Source organism: Maridesulfovibrio frigidus DSM 17176, from assembly GCF_000711735.1.
In the GTDB taxonomy this organism is placed as follows: domain Bacteria; phylum Desulfobacterota; class Desulfovibrionia; order Desulfovibrionales; family Desulfovibrionaceae; genus Maridesulfovibrio; species Maridesulfovibrio frigidus.
This window is the reverse complement of the sequence record NZ_JONL01000004.1, coordinates 154620-174779: the sequence shown is the minus strand read 5'-3', so window position 1 is coordinate 174779 and position 20160 is coordinate 154620. Positions and strand designations below refer to the sequence as shown.

Annotated in this window: 16 protein-coding genes; 10 read left to right on the top strand and 6 right to left on the bottom strand. The window is 40.4% G+C overall.

The genetic code is table 11. From position 1 onward, the window contains the following. The first annotated feature begins 46 nt into the window (after positions 1–46). The 10 genes from BR06_RS0110045 (at position 47) to BR06_RS19710 (ending at position 9567) form a co-directional block, all read left to right on the top strand. Complete coding sequence (locus tag BR06_RS0110045) at positions 47–799, top strand: polysaccharide deacetylase family protein (protein WP_235727712.1); 753 nt, start codon at positions 47–49, stop codon at positions 797–799. A gap of 133 nt (positions 800–932) precedes the next feature. Further along, on the top strand, positions 933–1658 hold the full coding sequence (locus BR06_RS0110040) for an SDR family NAD(P)-dependent oxidoreductase (RefSeq protein ID WP_268870796.1): 726 nt from the start codon (positions 933–935) through the stop codon (positions 1656–1658). Continuing rightward, entirely contained in the window at positions 1655–2368 is a 714-nt protein-coding gene (locus tag BR06_RS0110035; protein WP_031482541.1) for a methyltransferase, read from the top strand. Before BR06_RS0110040 ends, BR06_RS0110035 begins: the two co-directional genes overlap by 4 nt. A 13-nt stretch (positions 2369–2381) precedes the next feature. Then, positions 2382–2621 carry a hypothetical protein gene (locus tag BR06_RS0110030; protein ID WP_031482540.1) on the top strand — a complete coding sequence of 80 codons (240 nt, stop codon included), beginning with the start codon at positions 2382–2384 and terminating at the stop codon, positions 2619–2621. Further along, positions 2614–3582, top strand: a complete 969-nt coding sequence (locus BR06_RS0110025) for a 3-oxoacyl-ACP synthase III family protein (protein WP_031482539.1) — start codon at positions 2614–2616, stop codon at positions 3580–3582. The genes BR06_RS0110030 and BR06_RS0110025 overlap by 8 nt, the downstream gene beginning before the upstream one ends. A gap of 57 nt (positions 3583–3639) precedes the next feature. Then, positions 3640–4755 (top strand): SPASM domain-containing protein, encoded by a 1116-nt coding sequence (locus BR06_RS0110020; protein WP_031482538.1) that lies wholly within the window; start codon positions 3640–3642, stop codon positions 4753–4755. 492 nt (positions 4756–5247) lie between these two features. Beyond that, positions 5248–6333, top strand: a complete 1086-nt coding sequence (locus BR06_RS0110015) for an MBOAT family O-acyltransferase (protein WP_235727707.1) — start codon at positions 5248–5250, stop codon at positions 6331–6333. After that, positions 6308–7423, top strand: a complete 1116-nt coding sequence (locus tag BR06_RS0110010) for a hypothetical protein (protein WP_031482534.1) — start codon at positions 6308–6310, stop codon at positions 7421–7423. The genes BR06_RS0110015 and BR06_RS0110010 overlap by 26 nt, the downstream gene beginning before the upstream one ends. Positions 7424–7536: 113 nt before the next feature. Next, complete coding sequence (locus tag BR06_RS19715; RefSeq protein ID WP_051676999.1) at positions 7537–8457, top strand: hypothetical protein; 921 nt, start codon at positions 7537–7539, stop codon at positions 8455–8457. Positions 8458–8562: 105 nt separating this feature from the next. Then, positions 8563–9567 carry an AAC(3) family N-acetyltransferase gene (locus tag BR06_RS19710; protein ID WP_031482530.1) on the top strand — a complete coding sequence of 335 codons (1005 nt, stop codon included), beginning with the start codon at positions 8563–8565 and terminating at the stop codon, positions 9565–9567. 103 nt (positions 9568–9670) lie between these two features. Here BR06_RS19710 and BR06_RS0109995 read toward each other — a convergent pair whose 3' ends face one another. The 6 genes from BR06_RS0109995 to gspD all read right to left on the bottom strand — a co-directional run bounded on the left by BR06_RS0109995 (position 9671) and on the right by gspD (position 19993). Further along, positions 9671–10825 carry an NAD(P)-binding domain-containing protein gene (locus BR06_RS0109995; RefSeq protein WP_031482528.1) on the bottom strand — a complete coding sequence of 385 codons (1155 nt, stop codon included), beginning with the start codon at positions 10823–10825 and terminating at the stop codon, positions 9671–9673. 95 nt (positions 10826–10920) lie between these two features. Next, entirely contained in the window at positions 10921–11847 is a 927-nt protein-coding gene (locus BR06_RS0109990; RefSeq protein WP_031482526.1) for a Gfo/Idh/MocA family protein, read from the bottom strand. Positions 11848–12197: 350 nt separating this feature from the next. After that, entirely contained in the window at positions 12198–14195 is a 1998-nt protein-coding gene (locus BR06_RS0109980; RefSeq protein ID WP_031482524.1) for a hypothetical protein, read from the bottom strand. A 138-nt stretch (positions 14196–14333) separates the two neighbouring features. After that, positions 14334–16340 (bottom strand): STT3 domain-containing protein, encoded by a 2007-nt coding sequence (locus tag BR06_RS0109975; RefSeq protein ID WP_156952700.1) that lies wholly within the window; start codon positions 16338–16340, stop codon positions 14334–14336. A gap of 170 nt (positions 16341–16510) precedes the next feature. Further along, the gene (locus BR06_RS0109970; RefSeq protein ID WP_051676998.1) at positions 16511–17995 is read right to left on the bottom strand and encodes a GspE/PulE family protein; all 1485 of its coding nucleotides are present in this window, start codon (positions 17993–17995) and stop codon (positions 16511–16513) included. A gap of 9 nt (positions 17996–18004) precedes the next feature. Then, complete coding sequence (gene gspD / locus BR06_RS0109965) at positions 18005–19993, bottom strand: type II secretion system secretin GspD (RefSeq protein WP_031482518.1); 1989 nt, start codon at positions 19991–19993, stop codon at positions 18005–18007. Between the last annotated feature and the right edge of the window lie 167 nt (positions 19994–20160).

The following is a 20160-nucleotide window of genomic DNA, read 5'->3' as shown; positions in this document are numbered from 1 at the left end:
AGAACTAATTCACAGAGTAACACCTGAGGATTATTTTTTGAAATTTATGCTTAAGCAAAATAATCCGATGGAAGAAGCTGCGTACGGGCTAACCTTTGATTTTGATTATGAGGAAGATATTGAAGCTTTTCCCGAGCTTCTAGATTTTCTAAAAAAGTATGACATTAGAGCCGGGCTGGCTGTAATAGGAAAATTTGTTGAAAAATATCCGGACATTCACAAAAGAGCTGTGGACGAAGGGCATGAAATAATCAACCACTCATATACTCATCCCGACAACCCACACTGGGCCCCAAACAAGTTTTTTAATAAGCTTACATACGCTGAACAAAAAGAAGAAATTGAAAAGGCTCATGAAGTCTATTCGAAAATTCTTGGAGTAGAGAGCATAGGGTTCAGAACACCTCACTACGGTAATCTCCACACAGAAAGTGTATACCCAATACTAGCGGAAATGGGATATAAATACAGCAGTTCTACCGCGGCATGTGGGTATAAAGGATTTGGCGCACCGTCAGCCCATTCTCATGGAATTATCGAAATTCCCACGGGATGCAGTCTGCATTTTCCGCTTGCAATCTTCGATTCATGGAACATGTTGCGTAAAAACAAGCCCTTTCTCGGTGATGATGAACTTTTTGTAAAAGAGTTTCTTGAAACCATTGAGATAATTTCGCAACACGGTTTATTTCTGACTCATTACTTTGATCCGTATGATGTAGTAAAAAACAATAAAATGGACAGAATGTTAAACGGATTAAAAAGCGTAAAAACCGTTTTATACCGTGACATTCTCTAATCTAAAAAATAGTAATCTGACCATTAAAGTTGACTTTGTGTTCAGTTTTTCTTAACGAACTAGAAAACGAATACACAGTGGTGATTAGGATATAAATCTTACACGCACATTTCACCTGCATCACTTTTAATCGTTGAAGATTATACTCGGCCAAGGAGCCAGGCAAATGATTATCCTGATCGGATCTTCCAGTGATATAGGGAAGCAATTGCTTCCAATGTTGCTTACGAAAGACGAAGTGCTGGGCACAACAAGAAATAAAGAGAAGCTCTCTGAATTCATGGATAACGAGAATTTCAATTGCGCGGAGCTTGATCTTACCGATAAGGAATCAATTACTTCTTTCTGCAAAGAAATTACAAATATCCAAGGAAAAATCACCCTCATCAACTTGTCTTCCATTTCAATAGATAAGCTGTTTCTGGGCTACTCATCAGATGAATGGGATACAGTTCTTAATATAAACCTCACAGGCGGGGTTAAAATTTTACAGACGGCTATCCCGGTAATGATGCGCGCCGGATGGGGACGGATTATAAACGTGTCCTCCGTGGTTGCTCAAAGTTGCGTGGTCGGAGCGGCAGCCTATTCAGCCAGTAAGGCTGCAGTGACCGCAATGACTAGGTCACTCGCGCACGAATACGGAAGATTCGGAATAACTGCGAACTCACTTGTTCTAGGCTATTTCGATACCGGTCTTATTCATTCCCTTGATGAAGATAGACAAAAAGCTGTTTTAGAACGAATTCCTTCAAAGAAATTCGGATCTTGCAAAGATATTTATTACGCAATTGAACATATAATGAAATCCGACTATTTAAACGGATCGGAAATTACCATAGACGGGGGCTTAATGTGAGAACGTTTGAATACGAAGATACAGTTGTAGATGTTCATGAGGGATCTTTCTTCCCCACTGAAACATCCAAACTCATTATAAGTTATCTCAAAGACGAAAAAGAGCTTTATGGCTCATCGTTGCTTGACCTAGGCTGCGGTTGCGGCATCGTTGGTCTTGTACTTAAAAGGCTGGGATTTAACGGACCAATTCACGCATCTGACATTTCAGAATCAGCGGTCGCAAATGCTCTGGAAAATTTCAAAAAGTATGATTTTAAAATGACCGGAAGAGCTGGCTCAATGCTTGATCCGTGGAAAGACATGACTTTTGATCTCATAGTTGATGATGTTTCTGGAATTGCTGAGTCCATAGCAAAAATTTCACCGTGGTTCGGAACATCAATCAGTTGTGACTCCGGTAGTGATGGAACAGAGCTGACAACACAGATAATCCGTAAAAGCCCTAAACATTTGAAGGATGGCGGAAGGTTGCTATTCCCCGTACTCACTCTTTCAAACTATCCGAAAATTATTGAAGTGGCTGAAGAAGTTTTTGAAGAAGTGAAGCTGGTAAATAAGCAGAGCTTCCAATTCCCACTCGATCTGGCAGCAAAGCATAAAGACGTTTTAGAAAAAGCGATTGAAACAAAAGATATTATCGTTGACTTCAAGTTCGGCATGTATATCTGGGAAACGCGCATTTACGAAGCGATATCGCCAAGAAAATAAGGAGATTTTTATTGTGAATAAAGCAAAAGTACTTACACTCATTCAGGAAGCATTGGACCAGAAAGCGCCCGTAACCATGACTGATTCATCTCAGACACTGGAAGCTTGGGACAGCCTCGCACAACTCCAGATTCTCATGCGCATTGATCAGGAAACTGGCGGTAAAGCTGCAAATATCCCTGAACTGGCTATCGCTCTTTCCGCTCAGGCAATCATTGAAACACTCGATTCTCATGGATTGATTGATGCCTAATTTCATTCATAGAGTTGAATATTACCTGCCGGAGAACACCATCGACTGCATTCAGCTCGATAAAGAGAAACCGGATTGGAATATTGCTGAAACCCTGCCCAAGACAGGGGTAAGGTTTCTCCATCATGCCAATGCAGAGGAAACAACTCTTGATATAGCTTTTAAGGCTGCATCCAAAGCCCTCGAAGGGATTGAAGAATTGCCGGATACTTTGATCGTCTGCACGCAAACTCCGGACACGCTCCTCCCACATTGCTCAGCCATGCTTCAAGACAAACTTGGCCTTGATCGCTCTACAAAGTGCTTCGATCTTAGTCTGGGCTGTAGTGGCTACGGGTATGGACTCGCAACGGGATACAGTTATCTCCGGTCCGGTCTTTCCAAAAGAGTCCTGCTAGTTACGGTTGATAATTATTCAAAAATTATCAATCCCGAGAATAAAAAAGCATTTCTACTGTTTTCAGACGGAGCCAGCGCCACAATTCTCGACACTCCAGACAATGACCCTGTATTCCATTTCGGAACAGACGGCAGCAGAAACAAAGCTGTTATCTGCGAAAATTCAGGCGTCAGCGTTGTTACTGGTGAAGCGGCAAATCAGCCTATCAAGAAACCCAGTTTTGAAATGGACGGTTATGGGGTTTTCCTTTTTACGCTGGGAACCATCCCGTCTGAAATTTCAAAGTTGATGGAAAAATCTGACCTCAATATGGACGATATAGACCTTTTCATCTTTCATCAGGCAAGCAGATATGTGCTTGAGTCCATAGCTAAAAAACTTAATATCCCCGAAGAAAAATTTATTCTCGATCTGGAAGAAGTAGGCAACACCACTTCTTCATCAATCCCTATAGCTCTGAAAAGAGCAGAAGAATCTGGCAGGCTTAAACGGGGAAACAAGGTCTTAACCTTCGGCTTCGGCATTGGATTAAGCTGGAGCGGAGCGGTTTTTAATTATTAAATATTTGATCACACTTTTTTGACTTTGGCAGCATAATTTAAACTTTAGGAATAGATAATGAAAACTATATTTAAGAAAGACTTTTACACTTTTATAGTAAGGCATTCGGCTTTTGAAAAAATTTCATATATTTTGAAATCTAAACATGCCTTTTCCAAAATTCTAAACATCGCGCTTGCAAAGCTTAATACAAAAATACAATACACAGGGTACTTACCCTACTATCCTACTCAGATATCAATAGAACCGACAACAGCATGCAACTACAAATGCCCTTCCTGCTGCCACGGAACTCCTGAAGGAAAAGCCCATATCGGCAAGCGCGATAAACATGTAGACCTTGTAAAGTACAAAAAATTGATTGACGATATACACAAGAAAACTTGGTACTTGTCCTTAACAGGCTGCGGAGAAGACTTCTTCCATCCTCAAATCTTTGATATAATCGACTACGCTGCAGACAAAGGCATGTTTGTTACTCTTGAAACAAACGGTAGTGTTTTAGACCCGCAAAAACTTGCTGACTCCAATATTTCTCATATACATTTTGCTTTAGACTGCACAACCCAAGAAGCCTATGCAATATACCGAATCGGTGGAAACATCGAAAACGTATTAGAGAGGATGTTGAAATTCTGTGAGCTTAACACCAAGAAAGATAATCCTATTAAATTACACATCAGAGTACTTGTTAACAAGTTCACTGAAGGTGACTTCGCGCACGCCAAATCATTATTCTCTAAATACGATTTCGTGAATATATATCAGGATTGCTTTACCATTCCACCCAAAGATTTCAAAATGCTCAGCACATTGCCCTATACAACTACTGTTGAAAATTACGACGAATGGAAACCCGTTATCAATACTGAATACGATACCTACAAACTTGATCCTGTTAGCGGCTTAATGAAAAATGAAGCCATTTTTAAAGAATTCACAGGAAAATGTCCCGGCGTCTATTCCGGAGCCTTCGTAAACAGTGAAGGGGCTATGACTCCCTGCTGTGAAGCATATACTTTTGTTCCTGAGAAACTTTATTATGGAAATGTTTTTGAAGAGGGGTTTGATGCAGTTTGGAACGGGAAAAAGGCTAGAACATTCAGAACTAATTTCAAAAAGACAAAAGGCGATTACGCCCTTTGCAAAAACTGCCCGAACAGCAGAATGTAGTACATTCCTTTAGAACTAAGATTAACTACAAGGTATTCACGGCACCACAAACCATGTGTGCCGTGGATACCTTTATAATATTTTTCATGCATCCTAATTAATGCAACTCATGAATCTTTGAGCGCACTAAAAAATGATTTATAACAAGTAATTAATGGATATATTAGTTACAATATTTGGAGCTTCTTAACTGAAATGTTATTTAATTCCCTGGTATATTTACTACTTTTTCTACCTATTGTGGTCATTGTCTTCTCTATTCTGAGAAGTCGAACTACCCTTGGGTCCAAATGCTGGCTGATCGCATGCTCCTTGTTTTTCTACACTTGGTGGAACCCTCCATATCTCTTTCTTTTTCTAATATCCATAATAACAAACTATACCTGCTCACTATTTTTGCTCGATAAAACCAGTCCATATAAAAAACCCGTATTTTATTCGGGAATAATTTTTAACGTTCTTTTTATCTCATATTACAAGTATGCGGACTTTATGATTCAAACTACTAATCAAGTACTTGATTCTAATATTTCTACTTTGAATACCATTCTTCCGCTTGCAATCAGCTTTTTTACTTTTCAACAAATCGCTTACCTTCAAGATTGTGATAAAGGCAAAGTTGAAGGGACAGGATTTGTTGACTATCTTCTATTTATATCTTTTTTCCCCCAGCTTATTGCCGGACCTATTGTTCAGTTCAAAGAAATAGTTCCTCAATTTCATTCCAAAACTTTCCATTTTCTCAACTGGGAAAACATGTCCGCCGGCCTAATGCTGATTGGGTTTGGATTAGCTAAAAAAGTCTTGCTCGCTGACTATTTTTCAATATGGGCAAACTACGGTTATGGAGAAGTTCAATCTTTAACCTTTTTGAAGGCATGGATCACAAGTTTAAGCTACAGCTTACAGCTCTATTTCGACTTTAGCGGATACACAGATATGGCGCTCGGGGCGGCACTTCTCTTCGGGATAACATTGCCTCAAAACTTCAATTCACCATACAAATCACTTTCCATTCAGGCCTTCTGGAGACGCTGGCATATAACACTAGGCCGCTTTTTACGCGACTACATGTATATTCCCCTTGGCGGAAACAGAGACGGACATATTCGCACATGCCTCAATCTAATCTTTGTCTTTCTTGTTGCAGGGCTATGGCACGGAGCTGGTTGGACTTTTGTTATCTGGGGCGGGCTTCATGGAGTCGCATTGGTAGTTCACAGAATATGGGTCGCACGAAATATTACAATGCCCAATTTTGTAGCATGGACAATCACTTTCATGTTCGTCAACTTTGCATGGGTGCTTTTCAGGGCTGAAACGCTAGCTGATGCAATCAGTGTTACAAAAGCAATGCTCACACCAGATATAATTTTCAATAAGGGCTATATCGTACCTCTGAGTACAGTTCTTTTAGGACTACTTTTATGCGTATTTGGGAAAAATTCTGACTACTTCATTGAAAAATCTGCAAACACACGGCCAATCGCAATAACTATTGCAAGCTTAGCCGCGTTTGCAGGACTCGTAACTATTAAGATTTGGAATGCAAATGAATTTTTATATTTTCAATTTTAAGAAGAACCGCAATAAAAAGTGTTTCCTTCTTTTCTTTGCATCACTACTTGTGTGCTATTTAGCAGTTAATTTTATGATTGCCGCATATGAAGAAAGAAAAACGACGCCGACAAGCTACGTAGATATTATCACGTCCAAATATAAACATCTGCAGATGAATCACCCAAAGAACACGTTGGAAATAGTGTTCATCGGCAGTTCACGGAGCTATTTCCACATAGATACAGCTTCTTTAACTAAAAAAGGGCTACCCAGTTACAACCTATCTATGCTCGCTTGTTTTCCATTAAGCTTCCCGAGTATGATCGAAAACGCAAAAAAAGTTTCACCTAAAACTATCGGACTCGGTGTTGATGTTGATTACTTTTTCAACGATTTTGAAACACGCATCCCAACTCCGGGTATAGAAGATATTCAAGCCCAATTTTCCACAAAAGTAGGCACAGAACTTTTCGCGCGTACTGTCTTTGACTACATCGAAAAAATACCACCACTATCTAGGTATTCCACTACAATTGCGACTAAAATTCAATCCATTTTCGATAGAGTAACGTCTACTTACTTTACAGCACCATCTAACTCCGGCTTAATCTCAACCCAAGAACACGATGAGCCAACCTTCGACACTGATAATAAAATATTTCAAGTTCAAAAGTTGAAAGATAAATACTACTCAGTTAAATGTGAAAATGGGGATGGAATTCTTTTCGGGTCCTTATTAACTGGCAATGCCACTGCATTTGATAAAAAGAGTCAAAATAAGACAATTCGTAAAAAGAATGTTGAATTCATGAATTACTTGATTTCCTTAGCCCAAAAAAATGGAACAAACGTGTTTGTTTATTTATGCGCAAACACAGGAAGTCCCACCCAATTTGATCTTGATGAGCTTCGTTCAAAGCTTAAAGCGCCGGTAATTGACACTGTCCATATAATCCCTGAAAGTTCCTATTTCTGGGGCGACACCGGACATTTGAACAGTAATGGCAGGAAATTATATACAGAAACGCTGTTAGATAAAATAGGCAAGCTAGACTTTTATAAAAAGGATAGTTTTGCAAAACCGCAAGACTCTATCCTTCCTCAGTAAGATTACATTGAACAGTAACTTATAAATGACGAAGACAAGCCGATCTAATCGACGAAAGTAATAAAACCTTAAGCGGCTTTTAATTTTTTTACAAAATATGCAGGAGAGATAAAATGGGACTAGATATGAACGGCGTGCGCTTCATGCTTCACGCTTTTAACAATGGTGTAGATTTTACGAGATCAGCTACAATTGGCAGACAGAATTTAGCTTTATCACCTTATATTTTCAAAAAAAGCCTCGAAGAATTTGGATACTCCAGTAGCGACTTTGCAACCGATCATATATTCAAATCCGAAGATGGATTTGCGGATTCTTTCTTTAAATCAATTGGTGCAGACAGCGTTGAGTCATATGATAACTCTTCTTATGAAAATGCTACTCATATCCACGATATGAACGAACCGCTCCCTGAACATCTCAAAGAAAAGTATTCTATGGTATTTGATGGTGGCTCCCTCGAGCACGTTTTCAACTTTCCAGTAGGCATTAAAAACTGCATGGAGATGGTTGAAGTAGGAGGATATTTTCTTGGTTCAACACCGGCTAACAATTATCTGGGGCACGGGTTTTATCAGTTCAGCCCGGAACTTTATTACAGTATTTTTACTAAAGAAAACGGCTTTGAACTTGAAAGTATGATTGCATATATTCCTGGTCAAAAAGCTTGGTTTTCTGTTGCCAGTCCTAAATCTGTTCAAGGAAGAGTATACTTAGATAACAGCAACCCTGTTTACTTAATGATCAAAGCTAAGAGAATTTCCAAGAAAAATATTTTTGAAACTTCACCTCAGCAAAGTGACTACGCTCACATTTGGGACTGTGCCGAAACAGGCGAAGACTACGCCCCAGTTCCATCCTTGAAGAGAAAAATTATCACTTGGCTCAAAATGCAGATACCTCAGCACTGGAAACCTTATATTAAACGTGTGATACGCCCTTTTAACGTCCTTTTTGACAGACGATTCTTTACACCGATGAATCCTACCACCTCATCCCCTAACGCAACAATACAGTCAAACTTCGATAAATAGGGACAGCAGTCATTTCTTAAGATTCAGTAAAAGAAATGACTTACGTATCAAGTTGTTCAGTCTACGTTTTAACATCAACATACAAGATTTTGGAATAATAACTAAATGATCCTTACTATTTATAGAAAGCTGGTTGCAATGGCATATGAAAAGTATGCACCCTATCGCAAAAAAAGAGCTCAAAGAAGACTTCGCTGGAAAAGAAGCATGGGTTACAACTTAGAATATACCCCTAATACTATTCCTATTTCTGAATTAAGAAATCAATTCGTAAACGCTGGTATTAAACCGGACGAGACTATCTTTATACGAATTTCTCTTAGTGCAGCTCAGGCTTTTGAGGGTGGTGTTAAAGCATACTTCGATTTCTTGTTCGATTACTTCAGCCCGGACGGTAATATTGTAATGTCTTCTTACACATTCAATAAAAGTCCAATCTTATTTTTAGCTGAAAATCAAATCTTTGATCCTAAGATGTCAACTGACCAGTTAAATTTAGTAAGTGAAATGTTTAGAAGGACTCCTGGTGTAAAACGCAGTATTCACCCTACCCATTCAATTGTAGCATACGGGAAGAAAGCAGAGTGGATAGTAAAAGATCATCATAAATCTGCGGAGTGTTATGGTCCTCAATCGCCGTTCGCACGACTCTATGAGCTTAAAACAAAGGAAATTTCTATAGGTACGGCCCCTACGTCAATCAGCTTTCATTATGTAGAACAGTTTATGAAACCATCTGACCCAGGGTTCAATGACCTCGAAAACCCCGTCATGTGCAGAGTTAAGCTGGAAGATGAAGTAAAACTACTACCGTTCACTGTAACTGATACTTTCGCAGCCTATGAAGGTAAATATTCAAAAGAAATGCTTAGCGGAACGGCAGCTAGTCCATCCATTTATAAATTTGATGGCAGTGAGCTTCTTCTTTACGTATCCACTCTGGATAACCACCTGCAGGCAATGTTAGATTTAGCTAAGAAGGGTAAATTCTGGTATCGCGACGATTGCAAACTTAAACACTTTGTACTGAGCAAGATTGTAAAACCGCTTATGCTTACCGCTTTTTTTCAAAAAAAAAATGGTATCCTGTATCCAGTTCATAAAAAATAAAAATCTTATTACATCAAATTAATACGACCTTTCTAACGAAATTAGTTATCAAGTACGTTAGAAAGGTAAATGCCAACTGCTGGTCATCTGAGATGATCAGCAACTAAGCTCCTTCTATCCCAAATTGCTGTCTAACTTTAGATAAAGCCAGCTCCTCAGAAGAACTTATTGTTTGCTTAAAATCGCCATGCCCATCGCAAATACCGAAAATCTGCTCAGGTTTGCGGAAATCGTCCACAACCATATCTCCTTCAGCACCCAAATAACCGCCAGAAACCAGTACGATACCATCTGCTAAAGCCTTACGCCCCATCTTCACTGATGTCTCGCAGTTGCTTTCAACAGTAGCAATCATGCCATCTATTGCAGATGTGACATCATAACGCAGCACGTTTACGCCCATTTCAAGAGCAATATTTACTCCTTCCGAAGAAATGCTGCCTTTACCAACATCCACAAGAAGCCCTCCTGGCATCATCCTACGAACCATATCTGATGTGATTGCTATCTTTCCGTTGGTGCACCCGATAATGGCATCACTGTCTGTTGAAGCGGCTACAGGATCGTCATTGTAAAGGACTGTAGCCTTTGTAGCAGGAGGTTTAATAATATTTATAGCTTCTACCAAGGCTTGGCCTTTACTTTTGTCTCTGCGTACAAATTGAACATTACAGCCGCTTTCAACGAGCTTGATAGCTAATTTAAAGCCTATATTACCACCACCAATAATGGCTACATTGCGACCACTTAGACCTTTCATGCTTGAAGCCAAATAATACCACAGCCCTTCAACAGTCATATCATTTGATTTATATTCGAAACAATCAGCATTATTAACCGCTCCGAAACATGCTGAACTCAAATTCCAAGTCTCAGGACAAAGCTCGTCATTATTTTTATTCGCAAGATCGGGGACCGGCAAGCCGGCATTTATAAAAGGCTTGGGATCAAGACCTAGTAACAAAGGTAACTTCTTTTCAGCGTCAACAATTACGCTATCCACAAATTTATCTACGATAGATGCAGCTAGGATACCTTGTGTTTGTGTAAAAACGACAACACCGCATACCACTCCATTAGAAACTTTTCTAATAGGTGTAGTATAAGGGCGTAATCCGTCAGTCTGCTTGGTCGTATTACCTATGGTGAAAAAACATTTACCACTACTTTCAGATGCAATGCTTTTCATCTTTTCGAGCATAAACCTTATTTTGCAAACCCAGTTCTGTAAATAATCGTAATCTTCAATATAATCCATCAGTTCTCCGTAAGATGCTTGATGGTTCTAATTAAAAAAGAAATCAGGTCCCCAGTTTCTAACTGGAGACCTGATTCATAGAGACTCATCACGAATTATTTTTCTAAAATCTTCTCAATTGTTTTCAAAACTTCTAAACCATCTTCACCGCTGATTGCTACCTTACCGCCGGTACGGATAGCATCAATGAACTGCTTAAGCTCTTCTTTCACAGGTTCACGGAAAATAAGAGGCCATTCTCTAACACTGAAGCTTTGATCATAAGTAGAAAATTCACTGTATTCTTTTACTTCCTGAGTAATCAAGTTCGCTTCTATAAATTTGGTTTTGGCAGCGACACGAATCTTGCGTGACTTATAAGGAGTAACCCAGTTTGTGTTAATATTACACAGAATTCCACTCTCAGTTTCAGCTGTGATGAGGGCATTGTCTTCGTGACCGCCGCGAGTAGACGATGTTACTGAGAACACATCTTTTAAATCGGAATCAGACAAAAACCTTAACAGATCAATATCATGTGACGCGAGATCTTTAATAACACCCACATCCTGAATACGTGGAGGGTATGGCCCCACACGCTCAATCTGAATAGAAATTGGTTCAACACCATCAGACATAAGGCTTTTAACTCTCTGAACAGCAGGATTAAAACGCTCAACGTGACCGACCATGAGGTGAAGTCCCTTCTCGGCAGCCATATCAACTAATTCCTGCCCTTCAGCAGCTGTTGCAGCCAAAGGTTTCTCAATAATAAGAGCAACATTATTTTCAATTACTTTTTTGCCGACAGCATGGTGTAAAGTTGTTGGCACACAGATACTAACAGCATCAAGATCGTTTTCAAGCAACTGCTCAAGATCAGTATATCCTGCTACACCATAAAGCTCATTAACTTCATCCAGTAAACTCTGATCGAGGTCAACAACCCCAACAACTTCAACAAAAGGCATTTCAAAATAGTTGCGGAGATGAACTTTTCCCATCCATCCTAAACCGACAACACCGACTTTAATGGTTTTCATAACTTTATCCTTATTCCTAAATTAAAATCTAATTTCAATTAAATAATTCCAAATTAACATACGGCTTCATAGCAACACAAGAATCCAACCTAAAACGTTCATAGGTTCAGAGCAACCATTTATTCGATCTCAAAAAAATGCTAATTTTCTATAACAAGCTAAAATCATGTTGTTTTTTATTTTTCAAAAAAAATATATTTCTTACGTTTTTTATCTGCGCTTTTTAACTTCCTAGAAGTAAATTCACCTTTGAAATAAACCATAAAAAAAGAGGAGCTAACCTTTCGGTTAACTCCTCAATATTAGCTATAGATCCTGATGATCTGCTAGCAATTCAAAGCTACTTCAAATTACTTCTTGAAGCGGCTACGAACGATAGCAACCATTGGAGCAAGCATCAGTAACAACCATTCTAGACCGAAGCTAGCTGCTGGGTTGAATACACAACCGGATGAGCTAGAAGAGCTAGTTGTTGGTACGCTACCGAGAACTACAGGATCACCAATTTCTTTAGAAGTGGTCTTGTAGTCGTAGTTACCGTTGTCTTTTACTACGTAGTTTACGTAGTATTCTACGCCTGGAGCAAGAACAGAATTGTTGTTCAAGTAACCATCAGCAGTTGCTGTGGAAATCCACCATGCGCCATCAGAGCTTGTGGAAGGAGCAGATGCGTAGTTGTAAGAACGAACAGTCTTAGCGGAAGTTGGGAATACCTTGTAGAGACGAAGGTTCTCAACTTTGTCACCAACACCAGTGAACTGGTACTGGAATGTGTAGTATACATCACCTTTCTGAGAAGCTGTGTAAGTTGCGTTGAAGCCCTTTACGTCAGTCAGAGGAGTGAAGTTAGAAGGAATGCCTGTCCACTGTGTGCGGAGAGCAACCTGAGAGTAAGCAGTTGAGTTCAAGATAAGGCCCTTGAGAGTCAATGTGCTGTTGTTCTGGTAATTTGCGCCAGCTGCTGTGATTGCAGCAGTAGATGCTGGGTTAGGAATGATGAAAGCAAGGTTGTACCCAGTTTCGCCAGTGTTTTCGCCTTCGTAGATACCAACAGACATTGTCTTGTCAGCAGCCTGCTTACCGTAGAAGCTACCAGCTACAGTAGAACCGTCAGTTCCGTAGATAGTCATGTTAGACTGAGTTGTTGCGAATACGTTAGTATTAGCAAGAGCAAGGCTGAATCCTGAAAGTGAAACTGCCTGAGTATCAACAGTACCGTTGAAGTAAGTCATATCACCGTCGATGTTTCTATTACCATCAACAGAGTAAGCCATCATACCAGCGGTTGCGTTACCAAGAGCTTTAGTTGCATCGTAAGCACCAGAGTAAACCATTTTGAAAGCACGGTTTGTCAGGTCAGCAGTAGCAAGAGTAGTACCGGATTTAACCATAACTACGAAAAGCTTGTCGCCGTCGCTGTCTTCAGTGATAACATAACCACAAATGAGGTTACGGTCTGCATTTACAGTACCGTTAGTCATGAGAGGCTCACCAGCTGTACGTAGAAGCTGGAAAGTGTTGCCATTGCTAGCGGATGTAGCGTTGTAAGTAACTGCAGTAGTTACGTGAGATCTAGCACCTGCTTCAACAATAGAGTACTTAACCTGAGCGTTATCATTAGTTCCAGCAGTACCAAGTACAACTTCACCAATCATAACTACAGGCTGTGCGGAGGTTCCGTCCATGCCGTAAGCATAGTAGTCCCAAGTGTTACTCCATACTGTTCCGCCAATTGTTCCGTTATTGTAAAGAACAGACATGGTTGTACCATTCATGTTACCGTACATGTCAACAACTGGGCTTGCGCCGGTGTTTGTTGCGTTTGCAGTCTGGTTAGCAATACCAACCAAGAAGGAGTGACCTGCAGTGTGTGCAAAGAAAGTAGTAGCGTTAGTTGCGTTACCCTGAGGACCCATGGTTAGAACGCCTTTAATGTTACCGAAAGTCTGAGCAGTCTGCCAAGAGTGAGTAGCGTTTAAACCACCACCAATATCTTGGCTTCTCATTGTTCCGTTAGTAACAGTGCTTTTCCAAGCAGTACCGTTCCAGATCTGGATAGTACAGTTACCGTAAAGTGCGTTCTGATCATCACTTGCAATGCTGTAAGTGTTAGCAGATGTCTGTGTTCCGTTGGAGTAGAATCCATTGGCAGAAGAGTTAAACACCATCATTGTTGCGTTAGTAGCCTGATCTTTAGCTACGTATTTATTAGCAGTGGTGTTGGAATAGAAACCTGCGAAAAATTTGGTAGAATTCACCAAACCAGCAGGAGCTTCTACTGTAATAGCAAATGCGCTGGAAGCTGCCAGCATCAGCAATACTGTAAAGAGAACTGTAATCTTTTTCATAATGAAAAGATCTCCTTGAGTTGAGTTAAAAAAAGGATAACCCCTGAAAACCCAATGTTTTCAAGGTATTATCAATCAATACGAAAACACTATACACTTAAATCCATTACTGTTCAACTTGTTTATGCATTAAATAATTCACAAAACTTCGTAAATTCTAACTAGGGGAAACCCTTCGTAAACAAGTTTAAAATTTGCAGATAAACTCGATTCCTGAGGATTATCAATTAACAGCCTTACCAGCATACTGGAATAAGCAAACTCATCAACAATAAAACCCTGTCCCACAGCTTGGTTATACAACAAATGAGGCCCAGCTGAAGTAGAAATCCGCTTAGTCACTCTCTGAGTCGGCTCTAACATATCATACGAGCTAAGCTGGAGAGGACGCTCGCCCTGAATTGTCAACACTCCCTTCTCAAAATCAAGATCAAACTGTTTCATGATAGGGCGCACATTTGGATGGACTCCGCTACCAGTTTGAACATTCCAAGAACCATAATAAAGAATCCAATATGCTAATCTAAGATTAGCCCAGCTCACGACCATGTACTGCTTCGGGGCCTTAGAAAATTTATATTTAATCGTTCCGAAAGAACGAATCAACTTTTCAACTTCAACGGGGCTCATTTTATCCCATGCGGCAGAAGGGCTATTGCCATTTACTGCACTAAAATTGATAAGTTGATTAGAATGCATAAAAGATGAAGCTGCATAAGATAATCCTAAAGGAAAGAGCACCGGACCACCATGATGGCCACCGTTGGCAAAGGATTCGGCGCCTGTATAATACATAGTCGCATAACCCCAATCCCACCATGTCCAGACCGTACTGCCTTTTTCTATAAACTTGCCAGCTTTAAGCAACGCTTCAGCATGAGCAGGTCCCATAATAGGTGTGGCCGGGGCGTTCTTGTACATCCCGCCGACATTAACAAATAAAAGAAAAATAATTACAACAGCTTGAGCAACACTCAAATAATATATATTCTTTGTAGCTTTAACCCATTTACATATCAGCCAATGCGCCACAAAACTCAGCCCAATGCCAAGCGCCACTCCACCGAACATTGAAAACCGCCCGCCCATAGTAACAGCAGCAAAAGTAATTATAGCAAATGGCATCAAGAAAATTAGTCTAGGGGAAAGAAGCGTAGCAAATCCGAAACCCGCAAAACCTAACCACCCTAACGCTTGGCTACCAGTCAAATTTGCAAAGAGTGCGTCAAAACTGATATTCTGAGCCTCAATAATACTTTGAGCAATACCCGGGTATAGTGGCCCAGACAATCCGGTAACATTACCTGCGACAGGTTTTAAATATGATGCGAACTTGATTGACAGTTCCCACAACAAATTTTGTCCCATACCGCTCAAGATGAAAACTGATACAAAAACTGCTGTGAGAAAAAAAATATTATTATATAAAAGGTTTTTTTTCAGAGAGGTACAAATATAAAAGTATATCAATCCCAAAGCAAGCGCAAAACCAATCAAACCCATGAAAGCAACCAATGCATATAAAATCATCCCTCTAATTAATTCAGAGCGAGTTTGCTTTGAGCCGCAAACAATAATTAAACCAAATGCACTGAGAGAAGCTAGCAAACCGAACGTTAAAACATCTGCATGCCAAAACTTACCATAAAAAGTGAACATTCCCGCGACAATCGGGACAAGATAATCCCAAACTGTAGCAGAGATCGGCGCCACATCAGACTTTTGAGGAAGCCATGACTTTCGAATCCCCAGACTTACCCACCTAGCAAGTAAAACAGAAATTACTAGAGGGAAAAAAAGCGTCACTACATCGGTATCATAATAAGAAAGACGTGTTCTGAAATAATAAGCAGGAATTGAAGTAGCATAAATGGCACTAACCAGACCAACCCAAGGCCCGGCAACGAGCATACCCCATGCAAAAGCGGATATTGCGCAAAAACCAGCAAAAACAGCAGGCAGCCAGAAAGCAATATTGCCATACTGTGCGCCAGTCACGCTGCCGAGAAAATGGACCAGAGTGGACATAGGGTTACCTACAGCACTCCCTACCCCCTTTGCTCCAGCCAACCAATAGTAAGCATCATGAGTTCCCATTATATACTCGCCATTGAGCATAAACTCGGGATTATCCCACTTAGGCAAATCAAGGCACCTGAGGCCAAATGCAAAAGCAAATGATATCAAAGAAAATAATAAAAAAACTTTCCAATCGTTCAACCACGCGGGTTTTCTGAATTCCTGCCTCATGATGCGTTCAACTCCAATATAAATATTTCTTAGATAAAAGTCAGATGTGTGAGAGCAAATAAAAATTACTGCTTCGTAACTCGGGCAACTTCTTCAAGAGTAGTCACTCCTTCACGAACAAGACGGACGCCGTGATCAACCATTGTCTCAAGACCCTGCGTCTTAGCATAGGCTTTGATTCTATCAGCAGAAACAACGTCCATAATCAATCCGCGCATATCTTCTGTTACAGGTAACATTTCATATACGCCTTTTCGTCCGCTAAAACCTGTATAGTTGCAATGCTCACAGCCTTCACCTGCAGTCTGAGTTGTAGGCAGGCCATTAAATTCATCAAAGAGCTTCGCGGTATGATCAGAAACCGAAATAGTTTTAGAGCAATGAGAACAATTAACCCTAACAAGTCTCTGCCCAAGAACAAGCGAGAGAGAAGAAGCCAGCAAAAAGGGTTCAATACCCATATCAAGCATTCTGGTTACAGCTGTTGCGGCATCATTTGTATGCAAAGTAGAAAGGACAAGATGGCCGGTTAGCGCGGCTTGAACAGCAGTACTTGCGGTTTCTTGATCTCGAATTTCACCAACCAGAATAATATCAGGGTCCTGCCTGAGGAAAGAACGAATCGTAGTAGCGAAGGTCATCCCTGCAGCCTTATTGACCTGAACCTGATTTATGCCGGAAAGTTGATATTCAACAGGATCTTCAATCGTGACTATATTTTTGTCTTCGCGCGGAAGCTCACTAAGTCCAGCATAGAGACTGGTTGTTTTACCAGACCCGGTTGGCCCTGTTACGAGAACAATCCCGTGAGGCTGGGCTAAAGCACCTCTGAAAATCTCAAGATCTTTACCTTTAAGACCAAGATCTTCGAGATTCAAAATATTTTTAGAGCGATCAAGAATACGAAGAACAGCCTTTTCACCGCTCATCGTAGGAATTGTAGAAACACGGACATCGACTTCTTTCTGACCGAGCTTAATGAAAATTCTACCATCTTGTGGCATACGGCTTTCAGCAACATCCATCTCACCCATGACTTTAATACGGGCAATAATAGTAGCCTGTAGCCCGCGATCAAGACGTTTAACTGCCTTAAGAACTCCATCTTGGCGGTAACGAACCACGAAACCAGTCCCTTGCCCTTCAAAATGAATATCACTTGCACCAGAGGTAATTGCCTGATGCATTGTCTTATTCACAAGGCGAACGATAGGAGCATCATCGTGCGACCAACCTAAAAGATCTTCTCCATCCTCCCCAGCATTCTCTTCATCAGAATCCGACTCAATCGAGCTTTCTTCTTCCCAGATAGTCAAAGCCTGTTCTAATATTGGAAAGAACTCGTCTTCATCCACAACTTCAGTGACAACCCTTTTACCAACCTTCCATGCTATAAAATCCGCCATCGATAAAGATGCTTCATTTTGCAGCAACACTTTAATTTCATTCTCCCCGACTTCCACGGGAATAAACTCACTGCGTTGCGGAAAAGTCAGAAAAAGGTCCACAATTTCGCGTGGAACCTTGCTAAGATCGTAAGAATTACTCAATTTGATGACCTATAAGCCTTCAGGCTGAGTTGAGGATGCCTCGTCGGTGGTATTCTTATCATCATCTTTTTTATAAGTATTAAATTCTTTTTCTATGAAGCTATTAAATCTAGTTCTCTGATTGCGATACTTATCCATTTTTGCCTGGCTAAGGGCTTCAAGCTGCTCCGTAGTTTTTATAATACGAGCGGAAAGAAAAACCATAAGGGTATTCTTGGTTCCGCTCGTTGACTGAGTTTTAAACAGCCACCCGAGCAAAGGCAGATCGGAAAGATAAGGTACACCGGATTGGGTTCTAGTATTGTCAGATTGAATCAAACCGCCGATAACCATAGTAGATCCGTCAGCCAAAAGGACTGTCGTCCTCGTTGTACGGTCATTCGTTACAGGAAGTTCCAAAGTACTTTCTGTAGATACCGTATTATATGTCTGATAAACCTCGAGCTTTACCAAGCCCTCTTCCCGATTGATATGCGGCGTAATATTTAGCTTAATACCAACATCTTTATACTCATAGGTGGCCACAACAGAATCTCCGCTACTGGAAGTACTTTCACCAGTTTTATATGGCCTGTTTTCACCAATAAAAATTTCAGCCTCAGAATTATCAATTGTCATAATTTGAGGTGCAGAAATAAGATTGAAATCACCTGCTGATTTAGTAAAGTTTACTAAAGCCGCAATAGAAGGGTAACTGTTTCCTCCATAGGAAATGAGGTCACCTAGGACCCCCATGGAAAACCCACCCGGAACAGTACTTGGACTAGCGGCATAAGAGGCCAAATTACTATCAGAGGCGGTATAGCCAAAGGTTGAAACTCCACTACCAGTCTCAACAGCTCCCTGCCACTCTACTCCAAACTCTTTCGCATTATTTAAGGAGGTCTCAAGAACGAGAGCCTCAATATAAACCTGGTCTTGTGCTTGATCCAATTGCTCAACAAATCTATTAATTTGAGGCATTTGATCAGCATCAGCCATAACTATCAACGTATTTGTCGATGCATCAGCAGACACCTGAATACTGCCTGAACTACCTGAACTACCTGAAGAAGTTGTTGTGGCTTTAGCTGTGCCTTTACTTTTTCCATCCGCTGATCCTACAGAAATACCGCCGCCTACGAGACTTTTCAGCACATCTCCGGCAACAACAGCCTCAATATTATATAACTTGTAAACTTTTAACTTCGAATATGACTCAGTAACTTTATCAAGCTTCGAAACGAGACTTTTTATGGTTGCTAATTGTTCACTGCTACCTGAAACCAGAAGACTATTCGCCCATTCAATCGGCTCAATCACCGGCGGATTTCCGGATTTTCCTGAAGTAGAAAGTTTCTTGTAAAATGAATTTAATTTCGAGGAAACTGATTTTGAATTTGTTCTTTTCAAATCAATTATAGACGTTGAGTGCCCCGCACCGACCTTGCGAACAATCCCTAAAAGCTTCCGCATTTTAGTAATATTTGACTGGAGATCACGAACAAGCACAGCATCAGCCATAGGAACGGCTGTAACCTGCCCGATTTGCGAAACAAAAGGCCTCAGAAGCTCAGTGACTTTCTCAGGGGACATTTTCCCCGCAAGCTGAAAAACAGATGTGACTATTTCTTCACCGGAACCACCTTGAGGGTTTGATTTAATGTCCGGGGAAATAAGTTTAGCATCCCTTAAAGGCAAAATATATGTGACATTATCTCTAGTTACTGCGTAAAATCCGGCTCCTGACAAAACCTGCTGAAAAACAGCCATAAGCTCTGGTTCAGTCAGAGACTGTCCAGCATAAATGGACACATGAGTTGCAGGTAAAGCACCTTTGTTGAATACAATATTACGTCCGGTATAACGACCGACAAACTTAATGAACTCTACGAGCGAGATGCTTTCTAAATTTGCATGCACGTCTTCTCCGCCTTCAGGCTGAGCAAAAGCTCCGGATGAAAGAAGAGTGAAAGATATAACCAGCGCAATAAATATTTTATTCAAAATTTTAAACATATTCAGCGTCACAATCTCCACCGAAATAAAATTCGGAAAGAATATTTTATAAAAAAAAGGATTTCAGACGACCATTTGGCTTCTGAGTAAGCTTAGAATCCAATCGACCTTAATCATAAATAACTTTACGATCATCCTACACTTGCAAAATTCAGTCAAGAGCAGTC

Excerpts from the sequence above, each read along its gene's own strand:
- BR06_RS0110045 (WP_235727712.1), top strand. The coding sequence starts at position 47 with ATGCTTAAGCAAAATAATCCGATGGAAGAAGCTGCGTACGGGCTAACC.
- BR06_RS0110025 (WP_031482539.1), top strand. The coding sequence starts at position 2,614 with ATGCCTAATTTCATTCATAGAGTTGAATATTACCTGCCGGAGAACACC.
- BR06_RS0110020 (WP_031482538.1), top strand. The coding sequence starts at position 3,640 with ATGAAAACTATATTTAAGAAAGACTTTTACACTTTTATAGTAAGGCAT.
- BR06_RS0110015 (WP_235727707.1), top strand. The coding sequence starts at position 5,248 with ATGATTCAAACTACTAATCAAGTACTTGATTCTAATATTTCTACTTTG.
- BR06_RS0110010 (WP_031482534.1), top strand. The coding sequence starts at position 6,308 with ATGAATTTTTATATTTTCAATTTTAAGAAGAACCGCAATAAAAAGTGT.
- BR06_RS19715 (WP_051676999.1), top strand. The coding sequence starts at position 7,537 with ATGGGACTAGATATGAACGGCGTGCGCTTCATGCTTCACGCTTTTAAC.
- BR06_RS19710 (WP_031482530.1), top strand. The coding sequence starts at position 8,563 with ATGATCCTTACTATTTATAGAAAGCTGGTTGCAATGGCATATGAAAAG.
- BR06_RS0109995 (WP_031482528.1), bottom strand. The coding sequence starts at position 10,825 with ATGGATTATATTGAAGATTACGATTATTTACAGAACTGGGTTTGCAAA.
- BR06_RS0109990 (WP_031482526.1), bottom strand. The coding sequence starts at position 11,847 with ATGAAAACCATTAAAGTCGGTGTTGTCGGTTTAGGATGGATGGGAAAA.
- BR06_RS0109980 (WP_031482524.1), bottom strand. The coding sequence starts at position 14,195 with ATGAAAAAGATTACAGTTCTCTTTACAGTATTGCTGATGCTGGCAGCT.
- gspD (WP_031482518.1), bottom strand. The coding sequence starts at position 19,993 with ATGTTTAAAATTTTGAATAAAATATTTATTGCGCTGGTTATATCTTTC.